Source organism: Pseudomonas sp. 3B-A001-10F (assembly GCF_056313565.1).
The window spans coordinates 79,744-105,673 of record NZ_JBQYFW010000018.1; the positions used below are offsets into that span (position 1 = coordinate 79,744).

Here is a 25,930-nt window from a genome sequence, read left to right on the forward strand (position 1 = left end):
ACTCGTTGATTAACGAAAAACCCTTGGCCTGAAGCCAAGGGTTTTTTCGTTTCATGCCTTGAAAACGGGTTAGTTGGGTAAGCGACTTTGCAGGGTCAAGCCGATCTCTATCAGGCGCTGGGATAAAGCGCCGAGGTTACGGAACATGATGCCGCTGATCCGGGGCATCGACTGTGCCCAGATGTAAAACTGACCATTCCTGCAATTTACTATTGTTCGAACGATATTGCTGGAGCTGTCGCGACGCACGAGCATGTAGGTATTTTGCATTTTTTTGAGTATGAACATGCCGTTGCGATTGAGGAGTGTGTTCTCTGTTGCCTCAGTCCATTGCGGCACAGGTGTTTCGATCTGCAAGCGCAGATCGGCGAATAGAATATCGGATGAGTTGCGCGTCGTTGCCCCGTTATCAAACGGGCCTCGAGTGACTTTCAGTCCCGGGTCGAGACTGACGCCGGGCACTTCGCTGGGCACCGCTTCTTCAATGCGTAAACCGATGCCGCCCCTGAGTTCGCTTATGCCTGGCAGATTTCTGAAAGCGTTGGTGTTCGTTGCCTCGACCAAGGCAACCCATTTTCCGGGTCTGTTGAGGAGCTCGTCACCCCACATGATTTGAGAGGCGAGCCGGGCGTGGATCATCTGCTCTTCGATCGAAGTCAGCGGTATTTTCAGTTTGTAACTGTGTGCGACTTCAAGACCATGGCTGCGGATGCCATTGGCCTGGGCAGCCTTGATCAGTTCGAGCATGTTGAATCGGTCATCAGGGTCGGTACTCAGGCTGGACAAGTAGCCGCTAAGGTCCTCTGACATCTCTCCCGACAGGTAAAAGTCGTTGAGGTCTGCCTGGGCAAAATCGCTCAGCAAACCACGTACATAAAGTGTGTCGATATGCCGTGCGAACGCCGGCATGTTTTCGATCATGAAACGCATGCTGGCGATGCGATCAAGGGTTTCGCCGACGACCAGTCCATCGGTATTGGCAAAGATGCGATCAATCAACTCAGCCGTCTGCGTCTCGGCATCGATTGGCGGGATGACTGGCCGTGCGGGCAGGTTGGTCCAGTTCATCTCCGAGTAATACTCTTTGGCCTCGTTTAGCAGGGATGTGCGTCTGTCGCGGAAATAAGCCTCATACGTTTCGGCAGTTGATGGACGACCGCGGTTTGCACTGGAGAGCTCGGCGAAAGTCTCGGGCAGGTTCATTGCCCATCTTTTCATTTTCGCAATGTCCATTCCTACGATGTCGTTCAGGGGAGTAACCAGACGCAGTGGTCGCGCAACCGGTGAAACCGGTTCAACGAGGGGAAGCTCCGCTGACGGGGTTGATGAGGCTGGGGCCGAGGATGAGGACGAGGGCAGGTCAATGCCCAGTAAGCAGGCCTTGCCCACGCATTGGCCGCCTCCCCTGAGGCGCAACGCGGGTATGCGTTCCCACTTGCCGCTACTACTCAAGCGTACTGGCAACGAGTAAGCGAACTGATTGGGTCGCTCGGGATTGACGATAGCCCAGTGGCCAGTGTCTTCGGAGTCGGCAAAGTAGCGCACGTAGTAAGCCGCACCCTCCATTTCGATGGCATAGCCCGGCTCCTTGTCCAGGCGGTAAATGCCCTCATATTTGCCTGGAGCTGCCTCTGCAGAACGCTGGGCAAGTAGCTCGTTGCATCGATATTTGGCAGGAATCTTTGGAACAGACCAACCTTGGCGCGCAGCCGGCGTGGCCAACTGCCGGGTGGATGCGATGGTGGTCCCGGTGGCGATTTCGTTTGCCAGCTCGACGGTCGCCTGTGGATCAATCGTCGCGACTGGCGGTTGATCCACAGGCGGCAAGAAGGGTGCGTCAGGCGCAGTGAACTCGACCAACCCGAGCATTTCTTGCGCTTCGGCAAACTCCACCTGCGGGCCCACTTCAAGTTGCGCGCCCGTGCTGATCAGAAACGGAATGTTGAACACAATGTCGATCGCATTGAGCACTGCTCCGGTAACACCGGCTTTGCGTTCGGTTGGCGTAGTGCCGTTGATGGCCTGATCAATGTTCAATCCCATGTTCGCGATGCTGGCGCCAATCAAAGGCAACGCCAAAGGCCAGCCCACCGCTGCCATCGGGCCGAATACTTTCAGACCGGCACTCAAATAACCGATCCAGAGTTTTTTGCGCAATTGACTGTTGGAAGTGAGCACAAGGTGCGCCTCGGCAACCATGGCCGTACGTGTCGACTCGCTCAACCAAGTGAATGCGTCACCGCTGATCGCGACGTTGCTGCGATTGATCATTTGATGATCGCTGTGACCCCAAGTGCTCACCAGGCGGTTCATCAGATCGGTGAGGTTTTCGGTCAAGTGATTGCGGTCAGCCAGCGGGAAATGCTTGAGAAAAGCCGTGCGCTTGTCCTCTGAATTCATCTGCTCCAGCATCCACCAGTGCAGATCCGCTTCATTCTCCATCAAGAGGAATGTCTGGGCTTCGCCTGGCAAGTAAAGGGTCTGGCGGCCACTGTCTTCCACCAGACGCAGTGCATTGGAAGCTACGTGGCCATCGAGATCCAGCGCCCGCACTTCAGCACCGACCGGGTGTAACGCTTGCAGCATTGGCAAGGTAACGGGCCAGGTGACGGGCCCGATTACCGAGTCGACGACGCGCTGAAAGTCAGTTCCGTCAAGGTCACCCTGTTGCAGCGCCTGCACCGCCAGGCTGAGAAAGTTGCACTTTGCCATGGCTCGGAAGTTATCCGACGAGGTTTGCCAGAAAGTCGTCAGTTGGCCTATGTAGCGCGCGCTGAAGTCGACGTCCCAGAACGCCTTCAGCACATCACTGCCCAGCAACCGGACTTCATTGCTCTGATTGAAGTTTTCTGCCTCCGGGCCATCCGAGTAGAACCCGCAGTAAAGACCAAGCAGATCTGCGTTGTCTTGATCAGTCGCGCGAAAGCGATGGATCACCAACTGTGTGAGGGTGAGCGTTTCGTAAGGTTTTTCCAGCAAATGTTCCCAACCCGTGAAGGTCAGCGTGCTGCTCTGCGCCGTTTTGAAACGGTGGAAGTAAACACGGTCGGAATCGAGGCCGGACAGTCCGTTGTCCGCCAGTATTTCGTTGGCAACTTGATGGGCAGCGTCGAGCAGACTCGGGCAGGTCTGCACGATCGTCGCAGCAATGGCTTTGAGGGCGGTTTTGTCCTCAGCGTTTGGCAGGAGACGTCGTTCGGGGGAGGTCATGCGTTCTTCATCCTTGAGAAACAAAGACTGAGCATGACCGATTCGCTCAAGGGCAGTGCACTACCCGGCTACCGCATATTGCTCCCCTATTGATAATCGAGTGGGGTGATGGGGGAGGATGGCTTGTATGGCGTTCTCCAGGCACCTGTCATCGGTATCAAAGATATTGGGATCGAATCAGATCCGTATCGAACGGCGTCAGCCCTTTATCTAGCGCAAACACTTGCTCAGCCTGCTGCGGCGAATCCACTCGTTCTCCCCGCGCTCGAGCATGTAAGTCGAACAGCGTTTCCAGATCCGGCCGTGGTGTATGCACCAAGGCCCGTAGCATCAACGATACCCCGCTAAGATTTTTGTCGACGTTGTTCCACCGGGGAGATGAAGTAAGCCCCAGATCGGCCCAGACCACGCGTCGTTCCTGTAAGTCCATCACGAATGGCAGACAAATTACTGTGTCGGAGGCGATATCGATGCGGTCGACCACGGAGCGTGGCTCGAACACTTCACCCGACGCCGTGTCGGTGCGGGCCATCCATCCGGCGAAGCATTCCGGAAGATCGCAATACGGCTGCTGAGTAAAAGAGTTAATGGACGTGACGACATAGCGGATACCTTTCTCAACCAGAATATCAAGGTCGAGGTCGATGAACTCCGAAGCCCCGTCGGGCGCATCGACGATGTCGCCGCTGTGGTAGCCGCCGTAACCCTTCAGGTTGTAGTACGCGACCGTATCTTTGAACACGAAATTGGCATCGAAAAATGCGGCGGACAAGTCGATGTCCGTACGAGCACGACCGTTCTTCCACCACAGAAACAGTCGAATAAAACGTGTGTCGGGCATTGGCAGCCGACTGCCCCGAACGAGGGTGCGCAGGGACTTCGATGAGGCACGCTGAGCCAGCGGCACCTTGTATTCGCGTAATGCTGGATCGACGTAACAGCGGCCTAATGGCGGTAGCAGCGCAAAACGATTTACCAGAGCGTCTTCGCAGATGCGAGCCGCGCGCGCCAACAGTTCAGGTGAGAGAGGCTCTCGGTGATCCCTGATGGCATAGACTTTGGCGAATGAACCTTTCGGTGTGAACGCCCGCAGGGGCAAGGGGCGCGAGGCGCGAACCTGGGCCAGCACCTGCAACAGGACAGGCGAGGACACTCGTGCTGCAACCGTCTCAAACGCGTCGAGTACCGGGTCTGCTTCCGTCGTGCGGCGCAGGGTCACGTCTAGTCTTCGTGCGAACTCACCTGGACGGCTTTGTAAAAGGGGCGTAAGCGCGGTGATGTCACGTTGGGCCAGCAATGTTTCGACACGTGAGTTAAATGTGACGGGCGGATCGTTACGGCGCGCTGCCGTGATAACGGCTAAAGCTCGAGGATACTTATCGCCATAATCGCCGGGATGTAATACCTCAGCCAGGCGCTTCCAGCGCTCAGCATGGCGCATCACGTCTTCTGCAGCGTTGGGTATGTTATCGAGCAGGCGCAAAAATAGACGGCGCATCGAGCGCTTCATTGCTTTGAAGCGTGTCGTAGCTGTCGTCAGCGACACATCTGCGCCACTCAACGCGACAGCCAGTCGTAGCACGTCAGTTGCGGTCTCGACGTTTCGTTGCAGGAAGGCGTCCACCCTTGCATCGGTGGCGACATACCGGATCAGTGCGCCGCCAACCTGTGCACGGATCTCCCGGAACGGAATGGTCTCAGGCAGCAAGCGGAACACATCGCTTTTGTACTCTCGAATAAACCAGACTACATCGGCCGTTTCTTCTTCAGAGAGCGAAGTGCGCGATGAAACCAGCGGCTCAAGCAGTGACTCGAATTCAGAGATGCTTCCCGGTTCGATAACGCGGGATATGAAGTTGCCTTCAAGCATCGGAGGTCGAGCGTGTTCTGTTGCTGGTAAGCGCCAGAGCGTGAGGTAGTGGATGACGGCGTTAAGGTACAACTCCGCCTGGGAGGCCGTCAGAACCTGCTCTGGGAAGTCAGGATAAAACGGCCGGTGATGCACGTGAGCACCAGTCTGCCGTCGAAGCACTCTGATAATTTCGCGTAGCCAGTACTTCAGTTCTGTAGCTGACAACGTGCCGATTTGCTCAATCAGAGACTCTGACAGTACGCATCGGAACGCCGCGATTTCCTGGACAGCCGACGCGACCTGGGCGCGCGTAGCACCGCCAGAGCCCATCGGGACGTGAACTTTGCTGCGGCGACGCAGGAACAGCTCCTGATTCATACTTGAGTTTCTCCTTTGATCGCCGTCATGGACGAGCTGCAGCATCGTGTCTACAGCAGATATAAAAACGCCTGCAAGAAGCAGGCGCAGTGTGGAGAGCGAAACCCCTAGGTCATAGGAGGTTTAGAAGGAAGGTGTTCCATAGCCACGGCGGCATTCTACGTAAGGTTGTCTCTGTTTGTCAGGTGGTTGCCTGTCTCAACGGTAACAAGCTGCTTCGGCAGAAGATTGGTTACTAACGATCAGCCTCAATCAGGGATCCGGCTACGCAATATCAGCCCGGTATCGGACAACCGTTGAGACATGTGCTTCAGGTTGGCGAATGCGATGTCATTCACCCGCTGCCACGCAGGTCGGTGGAGGGAGACCTTGCCGTCACTCGATCGAGTGATCGGTGTGCGTTGCAGCATGCCTTGTTTGCTGCGGTGGATCAGCGTGTAGCGCTCACCTGTTTTTTCGAACAGATACATGCCGCGCCTGTACAACAGATTCTCCAGCGTTTCTTCGGTCCAGGTCACCTCGGGTGCGGGCATTTTCAAGCGCAGATCGGCGCGCAGAAAGTCTGGATTTCCTTGTCTGACAGTGCCGCCGGGCGAGCTGCCGCGTGGTACTTCAATACCCGGATCGACATCCACGCCCAGCTCTTCACCGGCGCCGACTTCATCGATTCGCAAGCCTATTCCCCCCTTCAGTTCACTGATGCCCAGCAGTCCTCTGAAGGTATTGGTGCTGTGAGCATCGGTTACTACGATCCATTTTCCCGGGCTGTTGAGGTAGATGTCACCGGTCATGATGTCGTTGGTCAGGAAGGTGTTCATCATTTGCTCGTCGACGGAGGGCAGCGGTGTTTTCATTTTGTAGCTGGCGGCGCAGTCGATCGCCTGGACCCGAACCCCGTTCGCTCGGGCGACCTGGACCAGTTCCAGTGGGTTGAATCGCCCGGCGGGATCGGTGCCCAGGCTGTTCAGGTAAGTGTGTAAATCCGCAGTCATATTGCCGCTGGTGAAGTAGCGGTTCAGTTCCACTTGAGCGAAGTCACTGAGCAGGCCGCGCAGATAAAGGGTTTTCACGTGTCGGGCCAGCGCCGGCATGTTTTCAATCAGAAAACCCATGCTGGCAATACGATCGAGGGTTTCTCCGACCACCAGTCCGGAGGCACTTTCAAAAACACCATCGATGAGATCGGTCAGTGGCATCAGCCGGTTGACCCCGGGTATGACCGGGCGCGGGGGTTGGATGACCCACGGCAGGTTCTTGAAAAAGCTTCGGGCCGAACTTTGCAGAAGTTGGCGTTTGCCGGCGGCATACAACTCGAACGGATCGTCCATGGCGAAACCGCCGGCACCGTCGGGTTGCAACCGGGCATGGGTTTCGTTGAGGTTCAACGCCCAGGCTTTTATCGAACGGCGTACCGACGGTTCGATGTCAAAGGCACTGGTCACCGGGCGTGGGGGCCTCGATGTCGAGGGTTGCGGTTCTTCTGCCGGTTGCACGGGCGTTTCGGGCGAGGCAGGTTCGAAGGTGTCGAGCTCGAGATCCGGGGCGCATTGTTTGCCCATGCACTGGCCGCCACCCTTGAGACCCAAAGCTGGCATGCGCTCCCATTCTCCTTCGCCATTGAGACGGACAGGCAGCGCGTGGACAAGCTGGTTTGGGCGCTCAGGGTCGACGATCGCCCAGTCGCCGCTGCCGTGAGCGTTGGCGAAGTAGCGCACATAGTACGGCGTGTCATTCATCAGAATGGCATAGGGCGGATCCGAGTCGAGGCGGTAGACACCCTGGAATTTTCCCGACTCTTCGCCGAGTGCTGTGCCATCAAGCAACTCGTTGCATTGGTAGCGTTCGGGCACCGGAGGCGGTAGGGCGTTTTGCGCCGGAATTAACGTCGTTTCATCGACATTTGGCAGGGTGATGTCGGCATCGTCCGGCACCATGATCGGCTCTTGGTAATCGGCTTCGGCAGAGGCATTCAAGGCTTCGCTGTACTCAGCCATTTCGGCGGCTTCTGCCGCCTCGACCTCGGCGCCAACCTCCAGCATCGGCCCGGTGCCGATCAGCAATGGAAGGTTGAATAACAGATTGATACCACTCAAAACCGCACCCAGCACGCCGGCCTTGCGTTCGGCCCTTGTCTTGCCGTTTTGCGCCTGATCGATATTCAGACCCATGCTGGCAAGGGTGGCGCCAATCACCGGTAACGCCAGCGGCCAACCGACGGTGGCCATCGGCGCAAATACCTTGAGGCCCGCACTCAGATAACCGATCCACAGTTTCTTGCGCAGATCGCCATTGGACGTCAGGGACAGGTGGGCTTCAGCAAACATCGCCTGACGTGTCGAGTCACGCAGCCAACTGAATGCATCATCGCTCAGTTCTTGGTTTGTGCGGTTGATCAGGTGATGGTCGGCCCGGCCCCAGGTGGCCACCAAGCGATTCATCAGATCGGGCATGTTCTCGCTCATGTGCTGACGATCGGCGAGGGCAAAATGCTCCAGGAAGGTCGCGCGGCGTTTGGCGTCGTTCAGTTGATCCAGAACCCACCAATGCAGGTCTGCCGGCGTTTCCTTGACCACGAACGCTGCGGTCTCACTCGGCAGATAGATAATCTGCCGACCGGCAGAATCGACGATACGCAGCAATTGCGTGGAGATATGCCCGTCAATGTCGAAGGCGAACACATTCCCCGTTGTTGTGTGGCTTGCTTGCAACATGCTCAGGTTGACCGGCCAGCTGACCGGTCCCACCACTGTGTCCACCAGCCATTGAAAGTCACTGCGGGTGAGTTGCCCAAGGTTCAGCGCCTGCACTGCACGGTTGAGGAAATTGCACTTGGCCAAGGTGCGGAAATCCTCGCCGTGGCTGTTCCAGAAGTCCGTCAGCGTAGCGCTGTAGTGCCCACTGAAATCGAGGCTCCAGAACGCCTTCAAGACCTCGTTGCCGTGCAGGCACACCTGGTTTTTTTCGTCGAAATTTTCGCCCTGCGGACCTTCGCTGTAGAAGCCACCGTAAAGATCGAGCAGGTCGGCGTTGTCCTGGTCGGTGGCACGAAAACGATGAATGACCAGTTGTGTCAGGGTCATCGATTCGTAGGGTTTCTCGCGGATGTGCTCCCAGCCGGTAAACGAGCGAGTGCTGCTCTGGGCCGTCTTGAAGCGATGGAAATAAATCTCATCCGGGTCGAGGCTCGACAGGCCTTTTGCTTCCAGCAGATCACGGGCGGCTTCATGGGCAGCGTCCTGCAGTCCGGGGCAATTGTGCACGACGGTATAGGCGATTCGCTTCAGAACCGCCTTGTCTGCCGCGTTAGGCAGAAGGCTTTGTTGGGTGGCGTACATGCTTTCTCCATCCTTGAGAAATGAAGGCCGAGCATGGCCGATTCGCTCAAGGGGAGTGCACTACATATGTACCGCACATGATCGTTGGAAACGTGTTGGGGTCAGCGCCGTGCCACGTCGGAAAAGTAGAATTTGTCGAGGGTGTGGCGGGATTCGGTGTACTCGAACTGACGCCCGTCCTGGAGGAAGGTCTGGTTGCTGACCACGATCACATGGCTCTGGCCATCAAGGTCCAGGTGCAGTTGATCATCCTTGCTGCGCGGCACCGCTTCGATGGTGCGTTGGGCGTAGGCAATCTGTAGCTGCAGGGTCTGCTCGATATGGGCGTAGATCGATTGCTCGGCGATGTCGAGGGACAGGCCGGGAATCACTTCGCTGACGAAGTGGTTGATGTCGAGGATCACGCGTTTACCGTCGATCCGCCGCACACGTTTGATTCGGGTGATGAGGCTGCCGGGTTCGGCATGGATGTGTTCGAGCAGGGCGCCTTCGAGCGGGATCTGGCTCAGCTCGACCACTTCGGTGCTGACATCGTTGCCCAGGCGCGGATAGGTTTCCTGGAAACTGACGATGCCGCCGAGCTGAAACTCGATCGGGTTGGTCGACAGCACAAAGGTGCCCTTGCCGTGGATTTTCTGCGCAAAGCCGCGTTCCTGAAGCAGTTCAATGGCTTTGCGCACCGTGCCTCGGCTGGCCTGATAGCTGTCCATCAGTTCGGTTTCGGAAGGCAGGCGGGCGCCGCGCTCCAGGCGTTCAGTCGTGATGCTGGCCAGCAGATCGCTATAGATCTGGTTGTATTTGCTCATGGGTAGGCTCGGTGCCGACTGTGCTCAAAGCTTCGAACCTTAAGGCCAGGGTAGGGCTTTGTCCATGTGGGCGATGGAAATCACCCTAAGGCGGGGTAGGAAAATTCGCCTTCGGTCTGGCAGGAACATACATAAACAAACTCGTCTGTACGAGTTGTTGCATTAACTCGTACAGACGAGTATTTTTCGCTTCGGCGTGCTGCCAATAACAACAATCCATAGCGGAAGAACTAGCATGAGCCACGACTATCCGAACATCGCCAGGCAATTGCTGCAAAGCCTCGGCGGCAGCGACAACCTCGAACAGGCCGCCCATTGCGTCACGCGGTTGCGGCTGGCCCTGAAAGATCCGGGCCTGGTCGACAGTGCCACGCTTAACCAGATTGATCTGGTCAAAGGCTCGTTCTTTACCGGTGGCCTGTATCAGGTGGTGATCGGTCCGGGCGAAGTGGAAAAGGTCTATGCCGAACTGCGTCGTCAGACCGGTCTCGCGGCGTCGACGATCGCTGACGTCAAACAGAAAAGCACTGAAAAAATCAACGCCATGCAGCGTCTGGTGCGGGTGTTTTCCGACGTGTTCATGCCGATTCTGCCGGCACTGATCATTGCCGGCCTGCTGATGGGCATCAACAATCTGCTGGGTGCCAAAGGCATGTTCATCGACGGGCAGACCCTGCTCGATGCCTACCCGAAACTCGATGGGCTATGGAGCCTGATCAATCTGATGGCCAACACCTCGTTCGTGTTTCTGCCAGCGCTGGTGGGCTGGTCGGCGGCGAAGCGCTTTGGCGGCAGCGAGATCCTCGGCATCGTCCTCGGTCTGATGCTGGTGCACCCGGATCTACTCAACGCCTGGAACTACGGCAAGGCCGTGGCCGGGCTGGACGGGCAGCAGTTGCCGTACTTCGACATTCTCGGATTGTTTCAGGTGGAAAAGGTCGGCTATCAGGGGCAGATCCTGCCGATTCTGCTGGCCGCTTACGTAATGAGCGTCATCGAAAAATGGCTGCGCGCGCGCGTGCCCAACGCCATTCAGTTACTCGTGGTACCGATCACCACCATCGTCGTTACCGGCGTATTGGCGCTGGCCGTGATTGGCCCGGTGACCCGCCACATCGGCATCTTCATCACCGAAGGGCTGGTCATGCTGTTTGATCTGGCACCCATGGTGGGTGGCGCGATTTTCGGTCTGCTGTATGCGCCGCTGGTGATCACCGGCATGCACCACATGTTTCTCGCGGTCGACCTGCAATTGATCTCGACCCAGGGCGGTACCTTCATCTGGCCGATGATCGTCATGTCCAACCTTGCTCAGGGCAGTGCCGCCCTGGCGGTGTTCTGGATGACCCGTAATGCACGGGACAAGAGCATGGCGTCGACTTCGGCAATCTCCGCCTACTTCGGTATCACCGAGCCAGCGATGTTCGGCGTCAACCTGCGCTACAAGTTTCCGTTTTATGCCGCGCTGACCGGTTCGGCACTGGGCTGCGTGTTCCTGTCGCTGAACAAGGTTCAGGCCTCGGCCATCGGCGTCGGTGGACTGCCGGGTTTCATCTCGATCATTCCGCAGTACATCCCGATGTTTGTGCTGGGGATGCTGATTGCCATGCTCGTGCCGTTTGTTCTGACCTGTGCATTGAGCATGAAGATCGTCCGGCCCGGTTATCGGGTTGCCTGAACAATCGCTTTCGCGAGCAGGCTCGCTCCCACAGTTGATTGCATTTCAATCTGGGCGCGAGCCGCACGGACTTATTGAAGGAGTTGTGCCATGCAAGACTGGCAGCGTTCGGTGATCTACCAGATCTATCCGAAGAGTTTTCATAGTCACGCCGGTAACCCGACGGGTGATCTGCTCGGTATCGTCGCCAAACTCGATTACCTGAAGTGGCTGGGAGTCGACTGTTTATGGATAACGCCATTTCTGCGTTCGCCGCAACGCGATAACGGCTATGACATCAGCGATTACTACGCCATCGACCCGAGCTACGGCAGCATGGCCGACTGCGAATTGCTGATCGCCGAGGCGGGCAAGCGCGGGATCAAGCTGATGCTCGACATCGTGGTCAATCACACCTCGATCGAACACGTCTGGTTTCAACAGGCGCGCAGCAGCCTCGACAACCCGTACCGTGACTTCTACATCTGGCGTGATCAGCCGAACAACTGGGAATCCAAGTTCGGCGGTTCCGCCTGGGAGTACGAAGCCCAGACCGGTCAGTATTACCTGCACCTGTTCGACCACACCCAGGCCGACCTGAATTGGGACAATCCCAAGGTGCGCGCTGAAGTGTTCCGGATGATGCAGTTCTGGCGGGACAAGGGCGTGGGTGGATTTCGTCTGGACGTGATCAATCTGATCTCCAAGCCTGCGGACTTCCCCGAAGACGACAGCGATGGCCGACGCTTTTATACCGACGGGCCGAATGTCCACGCGTACTTGCAGCAGATGCACCGCGAAGTCTTCGAAGGGCACGACCTGATCAATGTCGGCGAGATGTCATCGACCAGCCTCGAACACTGCATTCGCTATTCGAATCCGCAGTCGAAAGAACTGTCGATGACCTTCAACTTTCATCACCTGAAAGTCGATTATCCAAACCTGCAGAAGTGGGTGCGCGCCGACTTCGATTTCCTTCAGCTAAAGAAAATTCTGTCCGACTGGCAGACCGGCATGCAGGCGGGGGGCGGCTGGAACGCGCTGTTCTGGTGTAACCACGATCAGCCGCGCGTGGTCTCGCGCTTCGGCAACGACGGCGAGTACCGCGAATGCTCGGCGAAGATGCTCGGCACCGCACTGCACTTTCTGCAGGGCACGCCGTTTGTGTATCAGGGCGAAGAGTTGGGCATGACCAATCCGGGGTTCGAATCGATCGAGCACTATCGCGATGTCGAGACGCTGAACATTTTTCGCCTCAAGCGCGAGGCTGGCAGCAGCGATGCCGACAACATGGCAGCGATCATGCAGAAATCCCGCGATAACGGGCGCACGCCGATGCACTGGGACGCCGGGCCAAACGCCGGTTTCAGCCGTGCCGAACCGTGGATCGGAGTGCCGGCCAATGCTGCGCAGATCAACGTCGCAAACCAGCTCGACGATCCGGATTCGGTGTTGCATCACTACCGCCGTCTGATCGCGCTGCGCCGCAGTGAGCCGTTGATCACCGATGGGCTGTACCAACAATTGCTGCCCGAACATCCGCAGGTCTGGGCGTATGTGCGTGAAGGTGACGCCGAGCGTTTGTTGGTGGTGAACAACTTCTACGGGACAACCTGTGAAGTGGAATTACCGGCGACGGTCATTAGCGAGTCGATGAGCCAGCGCCAGTTGATCAGCAACTATCCGGACGGCCCGTTGCGCAAGCGCCAGGTGACGTTGCGACCTTACGAGTCCTTCGTCCTGCACCTGATCGATCCCTGACCTTTAACTAAAAAAACAACGTTCAGAAAACACGCAGAGCACTGCGCGGGAGATTTCTGCGCGCCGAATTCATGCAACCAGACAATAAAAACAATGGGGTGGCTTATGAAAACAACAATAAATCGCAGCCTTGCAGTCGCAGGTTTTTGCCTGGCCTTACCGCCAACGTCACAAGCGCTGGAGTTTGGCGGTTACCTGCGCAGCGGTGTCGGCACGTCAGTCAACAGCAGCGGTCAGTCGTGCTTCCAGTTACCGGGTGCGCAGACCAAATATCGCTTGGGTAACGAATGCGAGCAGTACGGCGAACTCGAGTTGCGGCAGGACCTGTACACCCTCGACGACGGTTCGGTACTGAGTGTCGACGGCATGGCCTCGCTGTATAACCGCTACGACCGCCGCCCCACGTTCAAAGACGACAATGGTTCGATCCGCTTGCCGCAGGCCTACGCACAGTGGTCGGCGATGCCCGCGCTCAACGGTGGTTCATTGTGGGCCGGACGCCGTTACTACAAGCGCAATGACATCCATATTTCCGATTTCTACTACTGGAACCAGAGCGCTACGGGGGGCGGGGTCGAAGACGTGTTGATCGGCGATCTGAAATACAGCTACGCCTTCTCGCGCAAGGACAACCTGTACCAGAAGGACTACATCAATCGGCACGACTTCAACGTCGCCGGTTTCAAGACCAATCCTGGCGGTGAGCTGGAGTTCGGCTTGAGTTATATCGACAAACCCGACAGCCGCGATGCCCACCGGGGCTGGGCGATCACCACGCAACATGTGCAGACGGATTTTCTCGGCGGCAAAAACAAACTGGCGCTGCAATACGGTGAAGGGCCGGGCACCGGGCTGGGTTATACCGGCAACGTCAAACTGGACGACAGCAACAAGAGTTACCGGATCGTCGAGTTTTTCGACTGGCAAGTGACGCCGCGTTTCGGTGGCCAGATCGCGGCGGTGTACCAGAAAGACATTCGCCCGGACGGTGTCGACCAGAACTGGATCTCCCTGGGTGTGCGTCCCGCCTATGCGCTCAGCGAACACTTCAAATTGGTCACCGAACTGGGCCACGATCAAGTCGAAGCCCCGGGTGGCACGCGCAAACTGAGCAAATTTACCTTTGCCCCGACCTGGTCGCCGAAAGGCCCGGAGTTCTGGGCGCGCCCCGAGGTGCGGCTGTATTACACGTACGCCACCTGGAACGAGGCGGCCAAACGGGCGGCCAACGAACTGGCCAAAGGCTCGGCACTCTCCGACACCGGCGCCTTCGGTAGCGCTCGCCACGGTGCGAATGTCGGATTGCAGGTCGAATACTGGTGGAAATAAGCGATGCTGATGGAGCGTCGCGCTCCATGGGCACTTCAAAGAACAAAACTGCAGGTGACGTCATGGCCACACCCCAACCATTGCAATTGCTGGCTCCCTTGTCCGGTGTCCTGATCGCGCTTGAGCAGGTGCCCGATCCGGTGTTTTCCGGGCGCGTGATCGGCGACGGTCTGTGCATCGACCCGACTTCATCGACCCTGTGTGCGCCCATGGCCGGCGTCATCAGCAACGTGCAGGCCAGCGGGCATGCCGTGAGCATCACCGATGACCATGGCGTACAAGTGTTGATGCACATCGGCCTTGATACCGTGAACCTCGGCGGGCAAGGCTTCACCCGCCTGGTTGAAGAGGGGCAACGGGTTGCCGCCGGACAAGTGTTGATCGAGTTCGACGCCGATTACATTGCCCGGCATGCGCGCAGCCTGATGACATTGATGCTGGTGATTAGCGGAGAACCGTTCACCTGGCGGGTCGCGTCGAGCGGATGGGTCGAAACCGGTCAGCCGTTGCTTGAGCTCGCCCGTACTCAGGCTTGTGGCGTGGATGCTGGCGCGGCAGAAGGTCAGGCCGTGTTCTCTCAAACGTTGAAACTGCCTAATCCCAACGGATTGCACGCGCGCCCGGCAGCGGTGTTTGCGCAAGCGGCAAAGGGCTTCGTGGCAAAGATTTACCTGCATAAACAGCAGGCTCAGGCCAACGCCAAATCCCTGGTGGCGATCATGGCGTTGCAGACCGCGTGCGGCGACAGCGTGCAGGTCAGTGCGGTGGGCGAAGATGCTGACGCGGCAATCGAGGCGCTGACTCGATTACTGATTGAGGGCTGCGGTGAAACGGTGACGGCGGTGGCTCCTGTCGAGCTGGTCGAAACCGAGGTTCTGACCCTGCTGCGTGGCGTCTGCGCGTCACCCGGTTCGGCGTTGGGCCAAGTGGTGCAGATCAGCGAGCCGGTGTTCGACGTCAGCGAGTTTGGCGGCGGCGCAGACGGCGAGCGCGCGGCCCTCGCCAATGCCCTGATCGAAGCCGATCTGGCCTTGCAGCATTTGCGCGACACCGCCGCTGGCGAGGCCGAGGCCGAAATCTTCAAGGCTCATCAGGAACTGCTCGAAGATCCGGGGCTGCTCGATCAGGCCCAGGCATTGATCAGCGAGGGCAAAAGCGCGGCGTTTGCCTGGCGCGCGGCCACCGAAGAAACCGCGGCGATGTTTCGCCAACTGGGCAGTGCGTTGCTGGCTGAACGGGCGGCGGACCTGACCGATGTCGGGCGCCGCGTGCTCAAGCTATTGCTGGGGATTGGCGAGCAGGCAATGGAGCTGCCGCATGGAAGCATTCTGATTGCCGATCAACTGACCCCGTCGCAGACCGCCGGCATCGATACCAGCAAGGTGCTGGGTTTTGCCACGGTCGGCGGCGGCGCAACCAGTCACGTGGCGATTCTTGCGCGCGCCTGTGGTCTGCCGTCGATCTGCGGGGTGCCGGTGCAGATGTTGGCGTTGAGTAACGGCACCCCGGTGTTGCTCGATGCCGACAAGGGCGAATTGCATGTGCGTCCCGATCCTGCGGCCGTCAGTCAATGGCAGGCGCGGCACGCACAACAGCGTCAACGCCATGAGCATGAGTTGGCCAGCGCAACGCTCGCGGCGCGGACCCGTGACGGCCATCACATCGAGGTGTCGGCCAACGTCGCCTCGCTAGCGGAAACCGAGCAGGCCATGGCCCTTGGCGGTGCGGGTGTCGGCCTGCTGCGTTCGGAGTTTCTCTACCTGGGCCGTAATCATGCGCCGAGCCATGACGAACAGGCTGCGACCTACAGCGCCATCGCTCGCTGCGTGGGACCTGCGCACAATCTGGTGGTGCGCACCCTTGATGTCGGTGGTGACAAACCGCTGGCCTACGTGCCGATGGACAGCGAAACCAACCCGTTCCTTGGCGTGCGCGGCATTCGTTTGTGCCTGGAGCGCCCGCAGTTATTGCGTGAGCAGTTCCGGGCCATGCTCGGCTGCTGCGAGCTGACACGTTTGCACATCATGTTGCCGATGGTCACGCAACTGTCGGAGCTGCGTCTGGCGCGGCAAATGCTCGACGAGGAAATCCTCGCGCTGGGGCTAACGCAACGGCCGAAACTGGGGATCATGATCGAGGTGCCGGCCGCGGCGCTGATGGCGGACCTGTTTGCGCCGCTGGTGGATTTTTTCTCGATCGGCACCAATGACCTGACGCAATACACCCTGGCGATGGATCGCGATCACCCGCGTCTGGCCAGTCAGGCGGACAGTTTTCATCCCTCGGTATTGCGCCTGATCGCCATGACTGTGAAGGCCGCGCACGCCCATGGCAAATGGGTCGGAGTCTGCGGGGCAATGGCCTCGGAACGTCTGGCGGTGCCGTTGTTGCTGGGGTTGGGCGTGGATGAACTGTCGGTGAGCGTGCCGATGATTGCACCGGTCAAGGCGACGGTGCGCGAACTCGAGCTGGCCGATTGTCAGATCATCGCCCAACAGGTGCTGGGGCTGGAAAGTGCCGGGCAGGTGCGCGAGGCGTTGCAGCTCTTTCACGAGGCAACCGTCGATACTTTACGGGTTCTGGAGAACTGAAGATGTTGGATAAATGGCAGAAGGCATTCTGGAAAGCCCTGACCCCGGATCTGGTGGTGGACACACCCGAAGTCCTCGCCGAGCCGAGCGCCGGATTGAGCGCCGCGATCGTCGCGGCGCTGGGCGGTGTGGATAACCTCCAGTCACAGCAACCGCTGGCGTTGACGCGGGTGCGGGTTGTATTGCGTGATGTGTCGGGTATCGATCAACAGGCGTTGAGCGTCGCCGGGGTCGCGGGCGTGATGCCCTTGGAGGACGGTGTCGTGCACCTGATTACCGGGCTGCGATCTTAAGCCGACAGCTGATGTGCGGCCTCAGGTCGCCCTTACTGTTTCTCAACCGCAGGTGTATCGTATTCGCCTTTTGCAGGCTTTCAGGGCCTGTCGCTGATACGTGAGGTAGTTGAGTTCATGTCCTTTACCCGTCGCCAAATCCTCGGTGGCCTGGCCGGTCTTGTTGTCGTTGGTGTCGGTGCGGGGGGCGCGTCGCGGTATTGGCTGGGGAAAATGGCCGACGCCGAGGCGGGCCACGACTATGAGTTGATTGCCGCACCGCTGGACGTCGAGCTGGTGCCGGGGCACAAGACCGAGGCCTGGGCATTCGGGCCGTCGGCGCCGGGTACCGAGTTGCGGGTGCGTCAGGGTGAATGGCTGCGGGTGCGTTTCATCAACCACTTGCCGGTGGCGACGACCATTCACTGGCATGGCATTCGTCTGCCGCTGGAAATGGACGGTGTGCCGTACGTGTCGCAGCTGCCGGTGTTGCCGGGCGAGTACTTCGATTACAAATTCCGCGTGCCGGATGCCGGTAGCTACTGGTATCACCCGCATGTCAGCAGCAGCGAAGAGCTCGGGCGCGGCCTGGTCGGGCCATTGATCATCGAAGAGCGCGAACCGACCGGTTTCAAGTACGAAAAGACTTTGAGCCTGAAAAACTGGCACATCGATGACGAAGGCAATTTCGTCGAGTTCAGTATTCCCCGTGAAGCGGCGCGTGGCGGTACGGCGGGGCGGTTGTCGACCATCAACGGTGTGCCAACCCCGGTGATCGACCTGCCGGCCGGGCAGATTACCCGCGTGCGTTTGCTCAACCTCGACAACACGTTGACTTACCGCATCAACATTCCCGGCGTCGAAGCGCAGATCTATGCGCTGGACGGCAACCCGGTCGAACCGCGGCCGCTGGGCAAGGAATACTGGCTGGGCCCGGGCATGCGCATTTGTCTGGCGATCAAGGCGCCGGCAGCGGGTGAAGAATTGTCGCTGCGCAACGGCCCGGTGCGTCTGGGCACGCTGCGTTCAGTGGCCAATAACGATGCGCCGACTGACTGGCCGAAAGCGTTGCCGGCCAACCCGGTGGCGGAGCCGGACCTGGCCAATGCCGAGAAACTCAACTTCAATTTCGAGTGGGTCGGCTCGGTATCGGTCAACGTCGACAACGGCAGGCCGCCGAGCCTGTGGCAGATCAACGGCAAGGCCTGGGACATCACCGACAAGACCTGCGCCGACCGGCCGATTGCCAGTCTGAAACTGGGGCAGAGCTACATCTTCGAATTGAAGAACATGACCCAGTATCAGCACCCGATCCACCTGCACGGCATGAGTTTCAAGGTGATCGCGTCGAACCGGCACAAGATCATTCCGTACTTCACCGACACCTACCTGCTGGGCAAGAACGAGCGCGCGCAAGTGGCGCTGGTGGCCGATAATCCGGGGGTGTGGATGTTCCACTGCCACGTGATCGATCACATGGAAACTGGCCTGATGGCCGCCATCGAGGTGAAGTGATGCGCCAGATTCGCCCTGCGGCAATTATCGACCGCAGCCGTGATCGCGATTTCATGCGCGAAGCGCTGCTCCTCGCCGCACAAGGCGCAGCCCTCGGCGAAGTGCCGGTGGGCGCGGTGCTGGTGCAGGACGGCGAGATCATCGGTCGCGGTTTCAATTGCCCGATCAGCACCAGCGACCCGAGTGCCCACGCGGAAATGGTCGCCATTCGCGAGGCCGCGCAGGCGGTGGATAACTATCGTCTGCCGGGTAGCACGCTGTATGTGACGCTGGAGCCGTGCAGCATGTGCGCCGGTTTGATCGTGCATTCGCGGGTGGCGCGGGTGGTGTATGGCGCGCTGGAACCGAAAGCGGGGATTGTGCAGAGTCAGGGGCAGTTTTTCACTCAGGGCTTTTTGAATCACCGGGTGTTGTATGAGGGTGGGGTGTTGGCGGAGGAGTGTGGCGCGGTGTTGACCGAATTCTTTCGCGCCCGAAGAGCAAAAAGCCCCTCACCCTAACCCTCTCCCGGAGGGAGAGGGGACTGACCGGGTTGGATGGGCGAGGTCCGCCGACCTGAGATACCGAGTCGAACTCAAGTTTAGAAAAGCCCAAAGATCGGCCCCCTCTACCAGGGGGAGAGGGGACTGACCGAGCTGGATGGGCCAAGTCCGTCGACCTGAGATTCTGAGTCGAACTCAAGTTTTGAAAAGCTCAACGATCAGCTCCCTCTCCTTGGGGAGAGGGGGCTGACCGAGCTGGATAGGCCAAGTCCGTCGACCTGACATACCGAGTCGAACTCAAGTTTTGAAAAGCCCAATGATCAGCTCCCTCTCCCTGGGGAGAGGGCTGGGGTGAGGGGTGGGCTCACCGCGGTGTTTGGGCGATTGGATTATTTACGAGCGACAATCACCGCACGCATCGGCGCCGGCAATCCTTCGATGGTTTTGCTGTGGTCCTCGGGATCAAGGAAGTCGCTCAGCGACTGATACTTCATCCACTCAGTCCCGCGCTGTTCTTCAACCGTGGTTGTGCTCACGTCCACGCAACGAATATCGGTGAACCCGGCACGGCGCAGCCACAACTCCAGCGCCGGCACCGACGGCAGGAACCACACATTACGCATCTGCGCATAACGATCTTCCGGCACCAGCACCTGATGCTTGTCGCCTTCGACCACCAGCGTTTCCAGCACCAGTTCGCCGCCCTTGACCAGGCAATCCTTCAGCGCCAGCAAATGCTCGATCGGCGAGCGACGGTGGTAGAACACGCCCATGGAAAACACCGTGTCGAAGCCTTCTAGGTTTGGCGGCAGGTCTTCGAACGGAAAGGGCAGGTGCCAGGCATTGGGTTCTGACAGATAACGCTGCACGGCCTGGAACTGGCAGAAGAACAGCCAGTTCGGGTCAACACCGATCACACTGTCCGCGCCGGCACCGAGCATGCGCCACATGTAATAACCGTTGCCGCAACCGACATCGAGGATGCGTTTGCCCTTCAAGTCGAGGTGCGGAGAGACACGCGACCACTTCCAGTCCGAACGCCATTCGGTGTCGACGTGCACCCCAAACAAATCAAACGGGCCTTTGCGCCAGGGCGACAGGCCCATCAGCGCGGTACGCATCTGCGCGCGGGTTTCCTCGTCGCAGTCGGTGTCGAGTTTCAGACCGTTGAGCAGGTCGACTTCGCTCGGCTGGATTTTCGGCAGGGCATCCAGCGCACTTTGCCAGCGCTCCAGGTCGCCGTGACCTTTCTCCATTTTCTTGTCGAGTTGCGCTTGCAGGGTGTTGGCCCATTCGGCCAGTGGTGTGCCGGCCAGACGGCGGGCGAGGGGGGACAGATCAATCATGGCAAGGCAATCAACGAGGCAAAGTTAAGACACTGGAACCACGGCACGACTTTCGAGAACCCGGCGGCCAGCAGGCGTTCGCGGTGTTCTTCGAGGCTGTCGGGCTTCATGACGTTTTCGATGGCGCTGCGCTTCTGGGCGATTTCCAGTTCGCTGTAGCCGTTGGCGCGTTTGAAGGCGACATGCAGATCGGTGAGCAGCGCGTGTTCTTCGGCATCGTTGAAGCGCAGCTTCTCCGAAAGGATCAGCGCGCCGCCCGGCAGCAGCGATTGGCGAATGCGCGAGAGCAACGCCGTGCGCTGATCGGGGGCGATGAATTGCAGGGTGAAGTTCAGCGCCACCACCGAGGCTGGCTGGAAGTCGAGGGCGAGAATGTCGCCTTCGATCACTTCGACCGGCAGCAACTCCTGGAACATCGAGTCCTGACCGTTGAGGTATTCGCGGCAGCGCTCAACCATCGCTGCCGAGTTATCCACAGCGATCACCCGGCAGCCGTCGGTACGCACGTGGCGGCGCAAGGCTTGAGTGACTGCACCCAGCGATGAGCCGAGGTCGTAGAGCACGCTGTTTGGCTGAGCGAACTGCGCGGCGAGCACACCGAGGTTTTCGACGATGGTCGGGTAACCCGGTACCGAACGCTTGATCATATCCGGGAACACCCGCACCACGTCTTCGTTGAAGGCGAAGTCGGGTACCTGGGCCAAAGGCTTGGCGAAAATGCGATCGGGTTCTTTGCTCACGGCGGTTCCGGCGGTGTCGGTGGAAAAGGCCGGCATTTTAGCCAAAAGGGCGCGGGGATGCTTGGGTTGTCTGATAAAGCGTGGGAAAGCGGGTTTAGAAAGGCTGAATGACCAGGTTCGCTAGGCGAGCTTGGTCATTCATTATTTAACGCTGATTACCGAGGTTGCAGTAATACGATGTAAGTAGATTTGCCGGCGATTTTCAGTTCCTGATTACGCTCGTTGACACCCTTGAAATCAAAGTCGATTTGGTAATGCAGTTTCTCGGCTGTGGCCTCAATCACCTCTACATTGAACGTTCCGCTTTTTGCCGTGTATTGAAACGAGGTTGTAAAGCCGGGGATGGTACCCGTTTCAAAATAATAGGCATCATGGAAAGGGAAGCCTGGATCAGTAACAGGATAGTTGCCCGATTTAATGGTTTTATCAAATACGAGTACCAGACCTTTTTTACTGCGATGCGAATAATCTTGAGAATTTGCACGGGTCACCAGTGCAATCTGATCACTTGCCGGATCAGCATCGAACTCCACAATCTGGCTGTCGAATTTCACTCGGCCAGACACCGTTGCAAGTGTTTCAGCACTGACGGTAATGATAGGTTCCGCAGTGTTGGAAAGTGTTGTGTTTTTACTTTTGAAAAAGCTCATGAAGTTCTTCCTTGTATTACATGGGATTGGATAACGCCAACGAATACTAGGGAGAACAAAAATCATGAGCTACTGTCAGAGTTGACAGGTTTTTATAATATTTCGAGATAAAAGGGCAACTATTGGCTTATAGCGTGCGCTTGAGTTGTTCCACTCTTTCGAATGACGAGGCAGTGATGCCCCATTGGCCCAGCCAGTAGCTGAGGATGATGACATACGGTGCAGCGTGAAATGGCGATACAAACCGGTCAATGCCAATCACGCTGTCGGAGAACACAAACGCCACTGCACCGCCCGCCGCCAGCAACGCCGAGCGTTTCGGCACATCGGTGCCGAGACGAGCAAGCGCGCGCCAGAGCATCGCGCTGATCGCAGTGCCGTACACGATCACCGGCACCAGCAACGGACCTAACCCGCTGGAAATCAGAATCCCCAGTAAGACCGCTCCAACACCGAGCGCGAGCACCAAGGGCATCACCGCCAAACGCTTGCAGTCGCTCAGATAAGCCTTCAGGTACGCCAGATGTGCGATCAGAAATGCGCCAAGTCCAAATACAAACAAATCGCCTGGCCATGCCAGCAACACATCACCCAGCAACGAGAAAATCAGGCCGAGACTGATCCAGCGCCGATAGTCGCTGGGCGGTGCGTCATGGAGCCAGCCGAGCAGCGCCAGCACCGGCATGGTTTGACCAACAGACACAGTAACGCCGCGTGGGTGCTGACACCGTAGAGAAACGTCAACGCGCCCATCAGCGCCAGAATCAGCCAGCCCACGATCAGTTCACCGAAATGGCGCAGTCAAAGGTTTCCACTGGCAGCACTTCCGGTGCCCATGGCTGTTGCGAGGTCAGGCGCAGACGCCCGGTGCCGGGGGCAAATGCTTGAAAGCGCCAGGTCGATACGCCCGCTGCGCCGACGACGCCGGCGTCTTCCGGATTGCTATAGACCTCGGGGCTGAGTGCACGCAATACGCCGCCAGCCGAATCCTGAATGACCCAGCGATAGCCGGTGGTCGGGTTGCTTGGCAGCATGATGATGAGGTTTTGTCCGTTAGTCAGCCGTACGGGGCATTCGCTTTGTTTTTCCACGGTCACGTTGTGTTTCGGTTGTGTGGCGCAGGCGGCCAGCAACGAAAGGGCGAGGGGGACAAACAGGCGAGTGGGGGACATAAGGTCAGAGGCTCCGGCGTTTACGACGAACGGCGAGCATAACTGAAGATGAGACAAAGTGTGACAACGCCAAGCCTCACCCTAACCCTCTCCCAGAGGGAGAGGGGACTGACCGAGGTGTCTTGTGTCATACATCGACCTGAAAGACCGAGTCGATTATGGATTCAGCGAAGTACTTTCAGGTCGGTATAACTCTGCAATATTCCGCAATTAGCTCCCTCTCCCTCCGGGAGAGGGTTGGGGTGAGGGGTTTTCTGTCAGAACAATACCTTCGCCACATCGGCGAACTTCTTCGCGAAATGCACAGTAATCCCTTCCTTCAGATAATCCGGCAATTCCTCAAAATTGCCCCGGTTCGGCTCCGGCAGAATCAACTCGAAAATCTTCTGCCGGCGCGCCGCAATCACCTTCTCGCGCACCCCGCCAATCGGCAGCACATGCCCGGTCAGGGTCAATTCGCCGGTCATCGCTACACCTTTCTTCGGCGGCTGATTGCGTGCGAGCGAGAGCAGGGCGCTGGCCATGGTCACGCCGGCGCTCGGGCCGTCCTTGGGTGTCGCGCCTTCCGGTACGTGCAGGTGGACGAAGGCTTCGTCGAAGAACTTCGCGTCGCCGCCGAATTGTTTCAGGTGCGAGCTGACGTAGCTGTAGGCGATCTCGGCCGACTCCTTCATCACATCACCCAGTTGTCCGGTGAGTTTGAAGCCACGGTTAAGCGTATGAATCCGCGTGGCTTCGATCGGCAACGTCGCGCCGCCCATGCTGGTCCATGCCAGACCGGTAATCACGCCAGTACCGGACAGCACTTGTTCGTTGCGGAACACTGGATGGCCGAGTGACGCTTCGAGGTCTTTCGGCCCGAGTTTGATCACCGCTTTCGGTTCGTCGATCAGCTTCATCACCGCTTTGCGCACCAGTTTGCCCATTTGCTTTTCCAGCTGACGCACGCCGGCTTCACGGGCGTAACCGTCGATCAAGGCTTTGAGCGCGGTGTCGCTGATGCTCAGGCTGCCCTTGGACACGCCGGCCTTTTCCAGCAGTTTCGGCCACAGGTGACGCTTGGCGATGGCGACTTTTTCTTCGGTGATGTAGCCCGACAGGCGAATCACTTCCATGCGGTCGAGCAATGGGCCAGGGATCGAATCCAGAGTGTTGGCGGTGCACACGAACAGGACTTTCGACAGGTCCATGCGCAGGTCGAGGTAGTGGTCGAGGAATTCGACGTTCTGCTCCGGGTCGAGGGTTTCCAGCAGCGCCGAAGCCGGGTCGCCCTGGTAGCTCTGGCCCATCTTGTCGATTTCATCGAGCATGATCACCGGGTTCATCACCTCGACGTCTTTCAACGCCTGCACCAGTTTGCCCGGCTGTGCGCCGATGTAGGTGCGGCGGTGGCCCTTGATCTCGGCTTCGTCGCGCATGCCGCCGAGGCTGAAGCGGTAGAACGGCCGGCCGAGTGATTCAGCGATGGATTTACCGACGCTGGTTTTACCCACGCCCGGCGGGCCGACCAGCAACACGATGGAACCGCTGATCTCACCTTTATAGGCACCGACGGCGAGGAACTCGAGGATGCGATCCTTGATGTCGTCGAGGCCGGCGTGGTGTTTGTCGAGGATTTTGCGCGCGTGCTTGAGGTCGAGTTTGTCCTCGCCGTAGACGCCCCACGGCACTGACGTCGCCCAGTCGAGGTAGTTACGTGTGACCGCGTACTCGGGCGAACCGGTCTCGAGGATCGACAGCTTGTTCATTTCCTCTTCGAGGCGCTTCTGCACCTGCGCCGGCAAGACTTTGCCTTCGAGGCGTTGCTCGAACTGTTCAAGGTCGGCGCTGCGGTCGTCCTTGGTCAGGCCGAGTTCCTGCTGGATGACCTTGAGTTGTTCTTTAAGGAAGAACTCGCGCTGATGCTCGCCGATTTTGCGGTTAACTTCCGCCGAAATCTCTTTTTGCAGGCGCGCGACTTCGACTTCCTTGCGCAGCATCGGCAGGACTTTTTCCATGCGCTTGAGCATCGGCACGCAGTCGAGCACTTCTTGCAGTTCGGGGCCGGTGGCTGAGGTCAGCGCGGCGGCGAAGTCGGTCAGCGGCGACGGGTCGTTGGGGCTGAAGCGGTTGAGGTAGTTCTTCAGTTCTTCGCTGTACAGCGGGTTGAGCGGCAGCAGTTCTTTGATCGCGTTGATCAGCGCCATGCCGTAAGCCTTGACCTCGTCGGTCGGCTCGGTGGGCTGGTGCGGGTATTCGACCTCCACCAGATACGGCGGGCGGTGGTGTTTCAGCCAGGTCTTGATGCGCACTCGGCTCAGGCCCTGGGCGACGAATTGCAGTTTGCCGTTCTCGCGGCTGGCGTGGTGGACTTTGACCAGGGTGCCGTATTGCGGCAGGGCGCCGGTGTCGAAGTGGCGCGGGTCTTCCTGGGGCGTGTCCATGAAGAACAAGGCCAGGGAGTGGTGTTCGGATTTGCTGACCAGTTCGAGGGTCTCGGCCCACGGCTCTTCATTGACGATGACCGGCAGGACTTGGGCCGGGAAGAACGGGCGATTGTGGATCGGGATGATGTAGACCTTGTCCGGCAGGTTCTGGCCGGGCAGGGCGAGGCCTTTGCCGGAAGAGGTGTGTTCGATGTGTTCGGCTTCGGTGTAGTCGTCGGGATTTTCCGGGAATTCTTGCTGGTCGCTCATGGGGCACCTGCGCAATGGAGTATGGGTCTTAGATGGGGCAGGCCTTGGGTGGTTTCAATGGGGGCAGACGTTTCTGCTTGTGTGTTCAGGGTTTTGACAGGGTTTCTCTGGACCTTGCGACCTCTGTTGTTCGGCGGAACGACGCCCGCAGCGCGCTCG

Annotated in this window: 16 protein-coding genes and 1 pseudogene; 7 read left to right on the plus strand and 10 right to left on the minus strand. The window is 58.5% G+C overall.

What is annotated here, in order from left to right; all coding sequences use genetic code 11:
* Positions 1 to 69 precede the first annotated feature (69 nt).
* The 4 genes from AC0ZWN_RS17685 to treR form a co-directional block, all read right to left on the minus strand.
* A complete protein-coding gene (locus tag AC0ZWN_RS17685; protein ID WP_476335912.1) occupies positions 70 to 3,210 on the minus strand; it encodes a membrane-targeted effector domain-containing toxin in 3,141 nt (1,046 codons plus the stop codon).
* A 157-nt stretch (positions 3,211 to 3,367) separates the two neighbouring features.
* Positions 3,368 to 5,440: a TerD family protein gene (locus tag AC0ZWN_RS17690; RefSeq protein ID WP_476335914.1), complete on the minus strand. Its 2,073-nt coding sequence runs from the start codon at positions 5,438 to 5,440 to the stop codon at positions 3,368 to 3,370.
* A 248-nt stretch (positions 5,441 to 5,688) separates the two neighbouring features.
* Complete coding sequence (locus AC0ZWN_RS17695) at positions 5,689 to 8,775, minus strand: membrane-targeted effector domain-containing toxin (RefSeq protein WP_476335915.1); 3,087 nt, start codon at positions 8,773 to 8,775, stop codon at positions 5,689 to 5,691.
* Between the two features lie 101 nt (positions 8,776 to 8,876).
* Positions 8,877 to 9,581 (minus strand): trehalose operon repressor, encoded by a 705-nt coding sequence (gene treR / locus AC0ZWN_RS17700; RefSeq protein WP_034156275.1) that lies wholly within the window; start codon positions 9,579 to 9,581, stop codon positions 8,877 to 8,879.
* A 235-nt stretch (positions 9,582 to 9,816) separates the two neighbouring features.
* On the opposite strand from treR, the gene treP reads away from it, so the two are divergent.
* From treP to tadA, 7 genes are all read left to right on the plus strand, one after another.
* Positions 9,817 to 11,259: a PTS system trehalose-specific EIIBC component gene (gene treP / locus AC0ZWN_RS17705; protein ID WP_476335916.1), complete on the plus strand. Its 1,443-nt coding sequence runs from the start codon at positions 9,817 to 9,819 to the stop codon at positions 11,257 to 11,259.
* 90 nt (positions 11,260 to 11,349) lie between these two features.
* Positions 11,350 to 12,999, plus strand: a complete 1,650-nt coding sequence (treC, locus tag AC0ZWN_RS17710) for an alpha,alpha-phosphotrehalase (protein ID WP_476335918.1) — start codon at positions 11,350 to 11,352, stop codon at positions 12,997 to 12,999.
* Positions 13,000 to 13,104: 105 nt separating this feature from the next.
* Positions 13,105 to 14,328, plus strand: coding sequence for a carbohydrate porin (locus tag AC0ZWN_RS17715; protein ID WP_476335919.1), 1,224 nt, complete (start codon positions 13,105 to 13,107; stop codon positions 14,326 to 14,328).
* A gap of 62 nt (positions 14,329 to 14,390) precedes the next feature.
* On the plus strand, positions 14,391 to 16,919 hold the full coding sequence (gene ptsP, locus AC0ZWN_RS17720; RefSeq protein WP_476335921.1) for a phosphoenolpyruvate--protein phosphotransferase: 2,529 nt from the start codon (positions 14,391 to 14,393) through the stop codon (positions 16,917 to 16,919).
* Between the two features lie 2 nt (positions 16,920 to 16,921).
* Positions 16,922 to 17,212 carry a PTS sugar transporter subunit IIB gene (locus AC0ZWN_RS17725; RefSeq protein ID WP_093430631.1) on the plus strand — a complete coding sequence of 97 codons (291 nt, stop codon included), beginning with the start codon at positions 16,922 to 16,924 and terminating at the stop codon, positions 17,210 to 17,212.
* Between the two features lie 117 nt (positions 17,213 to 17,329).
* On the plus strand, positions 17,330 to 18,706 hold the full coding sequence (locus tag AC0ZWN_RS17730) for a multicopper oxidase family protein (RefSeq protein WP_093430630.1): 1,377 nt from the start codon (positions 17,330 to 17,332) through the stop codon (positions 18,704 to 18,706).
* The gene (gene tadA / locus AC0ZWN_RS17735; RefSeq protein WP_095048334.1) at positions 18,706 to 19,206 is read left to right on the plus strand and encodes a tRNA adenosine(34) deaminase TadA; all 501 of its coding nucleotides are present in this window, start codon (positions 18,706 to 18,708) and stop codon (positions 19,204 to 19,206) included. The genes AC0ZWN_RS17730 and tadA overlap by 1 nt, the downstream gene beginning before the upstream one ends.
* Positions 19,207 to 19,577: 371 nt before the next feature.
* On the opposite strand, the gene cmoB is transcribed toward tadA, so the two are convergent.
* From cmoB to lon, 6 genes and pseudogenes are all read right to left on the minus strand, one after another.
* On the minus strand, positions 19,578 to 20,534 hold the full coding sequence (gene cmoB, locus AC0ZWN_RS17740; RefSeq protein ID WP_093430628.1) for a tRNA 5-methoxyuridine(34)/uridine 5-oxyacetic acid(34) synthase CmoB: 957 nt from the start codon (positions 20,532 to 20,534) through the stop codon (positions 19,578 to 19,580).
* Positions 20,531 to 21,310: a carboxy-S-adenosyl-L-methionine synthase CmoA gene (cmoA, locus tag AC0ZWN_RS17745; protein ID WP_175559565.1), complete on the minus strand. Its 780-nt coding sequence runs from the start codon at positions 21,308 to 21,310 to the stop codon at positions 20,531 to 20,533. Before cmoA ends, cmoB begins: the two co-directional genes overlap by 4 nt.
* 119 nt (positions 21,311 to 21,429) lie before the next feature.
* Entirely contained in the window at positions 21,430 to 21,924 is a 495-nt protein-coding gene (locus tag AC0ZWN_RS17750) for a hypothetical protein (protein ID WP_116255138.1), read from the minus strand.
* Positions 21,925 to 22,051: 127 nt separating this feature from the next.
* Positions 22,052 to 22,701 (minus strand): annotated as a pseudogene (locus AC0ZWN_RS17755) (lysoplasmalogenase).
* A 2-nt stretch (positions 22,702 to 22,703) separates the two neighbouring features.
* A complete protein-coding gene (locus tag AC0ZWN_RS17760) occupies positions 22,704 to 23,096 on the minus strand; it encodes a protease inhibitor I42 family protein (protein WP_476335923.1) in 393 nt (130 codons plus the stop codon).
* Between the two features lie 257 nt (positions 23,097 to 23,353).
* The gene (gene lon, locus AC0ZWN_RS17765) at positions 23,354 to 25,771 is read right to left on the minus strand and encodes an endopeptidase La (protein WP_095048331.1); all 2,418 of its coding nucleotides are present in this window, start codon (positions 25,769 to 25,771) and stop codon (positions 23,354 to 23,356) included.
* Positions 25,772 to 25,930 lie beyond the last annotated feature (159 nt).

What these genes read in the sequence shown, in the direction of transcription:
- AC0ZWN_RS17685 (WP_476335912.1), bottom strand. Translation starts at nt 3,210, where the DNA reads ATGACCTCCCCCGAACGACGTCTCCTGCCAAACGCTGAGGACAAAACC.
- treC (WP_476335918.1), top strand. Translation starts at nt 11,350, where the DNA reads ATGCAAGACTGGCAGCGTTCGGTGATCTACCAGATCTATCCGAAGAGT.
- lon (WP_095048331.1), bottom strand. Translation starts at nt 25,771, where the DNA reads ATGAGCGACCAGCAAGAATTCCCGGAAAATCCCGACGACTACACCGAA.
- tadA (WP_095048334.1), top strand. Translation starts at nt 18,706, where the DNA reads ATGCGCCAGATTCGCCCTGCGGCAATTATCGACCGCAGCCGTGATCGC.
- AC0ZWN_RS17690 (WP_476335914.1), bottom strand. Translation starts at nt 5,440, where the DNA reads ATGAATCAGGAGCTGTTCCTGCGTCGCCGCAGCAAAGTTCACGTCCCG.
- AC0ZWN_RS17750 (WP_116255138.1), bottom strand. Translation starts at nt 21,924, where the DNA reads ATGAGCTTTTTCAAAAGTAAAAACACAACACTTTCCAACACTGCGGAA.
- cmoA (WP_175559565.1), bottom strand. Translation starts at nt 21,310, where the DNA reads ATGCCGGCCTTTTCCACCGACACCGCCGGAACCGCCGTGAGCAAAGAA.
- treR (WP_034156275.1), bottom strand. Translation starts at nt 9,581, where the DNA reads ATGAGCAAATACAACCAGATCTATAGCGATCTGCTGGCCAGCATCACG.
- treP (WP_476335916.1), top strand. Translation starts at nt 9,817, where the DNA reads ATGAGCCACGACTATCCGAACATCGCCAGGCAATTGCTGCAAAGCCTC.
- AC0ZWN_RS17695 (WP_476335915.1), bottom strand. Translation starts at nt 8,775, where the DNA reads ATGTACGCCACCCAACAAAGCCTTCTGCCTAACGCGGCAGACAAGGCG.
- ptsP (WP_476335921.1), top strand. Translation starts at nt 14,391, where the DNA reads ATGGCCACACCCCAACCATTGCAATTGCTGGCTCCCTTGTCCGGTGTC.
- AC0ZWN_RS17715 (WP_476335919.1), top strand. Translation starts at nt 13,105, where the DNA reads ATGAAAACAACAATAAATCGCAGCCTTGCAGTCGCAGGTTTTTGCCTG.
- AC0ZWN_RS17725 (WP_093430631.1), top strand. Translation starts at nt 16,922, where the DNA reads ATGTTGGATAAATGGCAGAAGGCATTCTGGAAAGCCCTGACCCCGGAT.
- AC0ZWN_RS17760 (WP_476335923.1), bottom strand. Translation starts at nt 23,096, where the DNA reads ATGTCCCCCACTCGCCTGTTTGTCCCCCTCGCCCTTTCGTTGCTGGCC.
- cmoB (WP_093430628.1), bottom strand. Translation starts at nt 20,534, where the DNA reads ATGATTGATCTGTCCCCCCTCGCCCGCCGTCTGGCCGGCACACCACTG.
- AC0ZWN_RS17730 (WP_093430630.1), top strand. Translation starts at nt 17,330, where the DNA reads ATGTCCTTTACCCGTCGCCAAATCCTCGGTGGCCTGGCCGGTCTTGTT.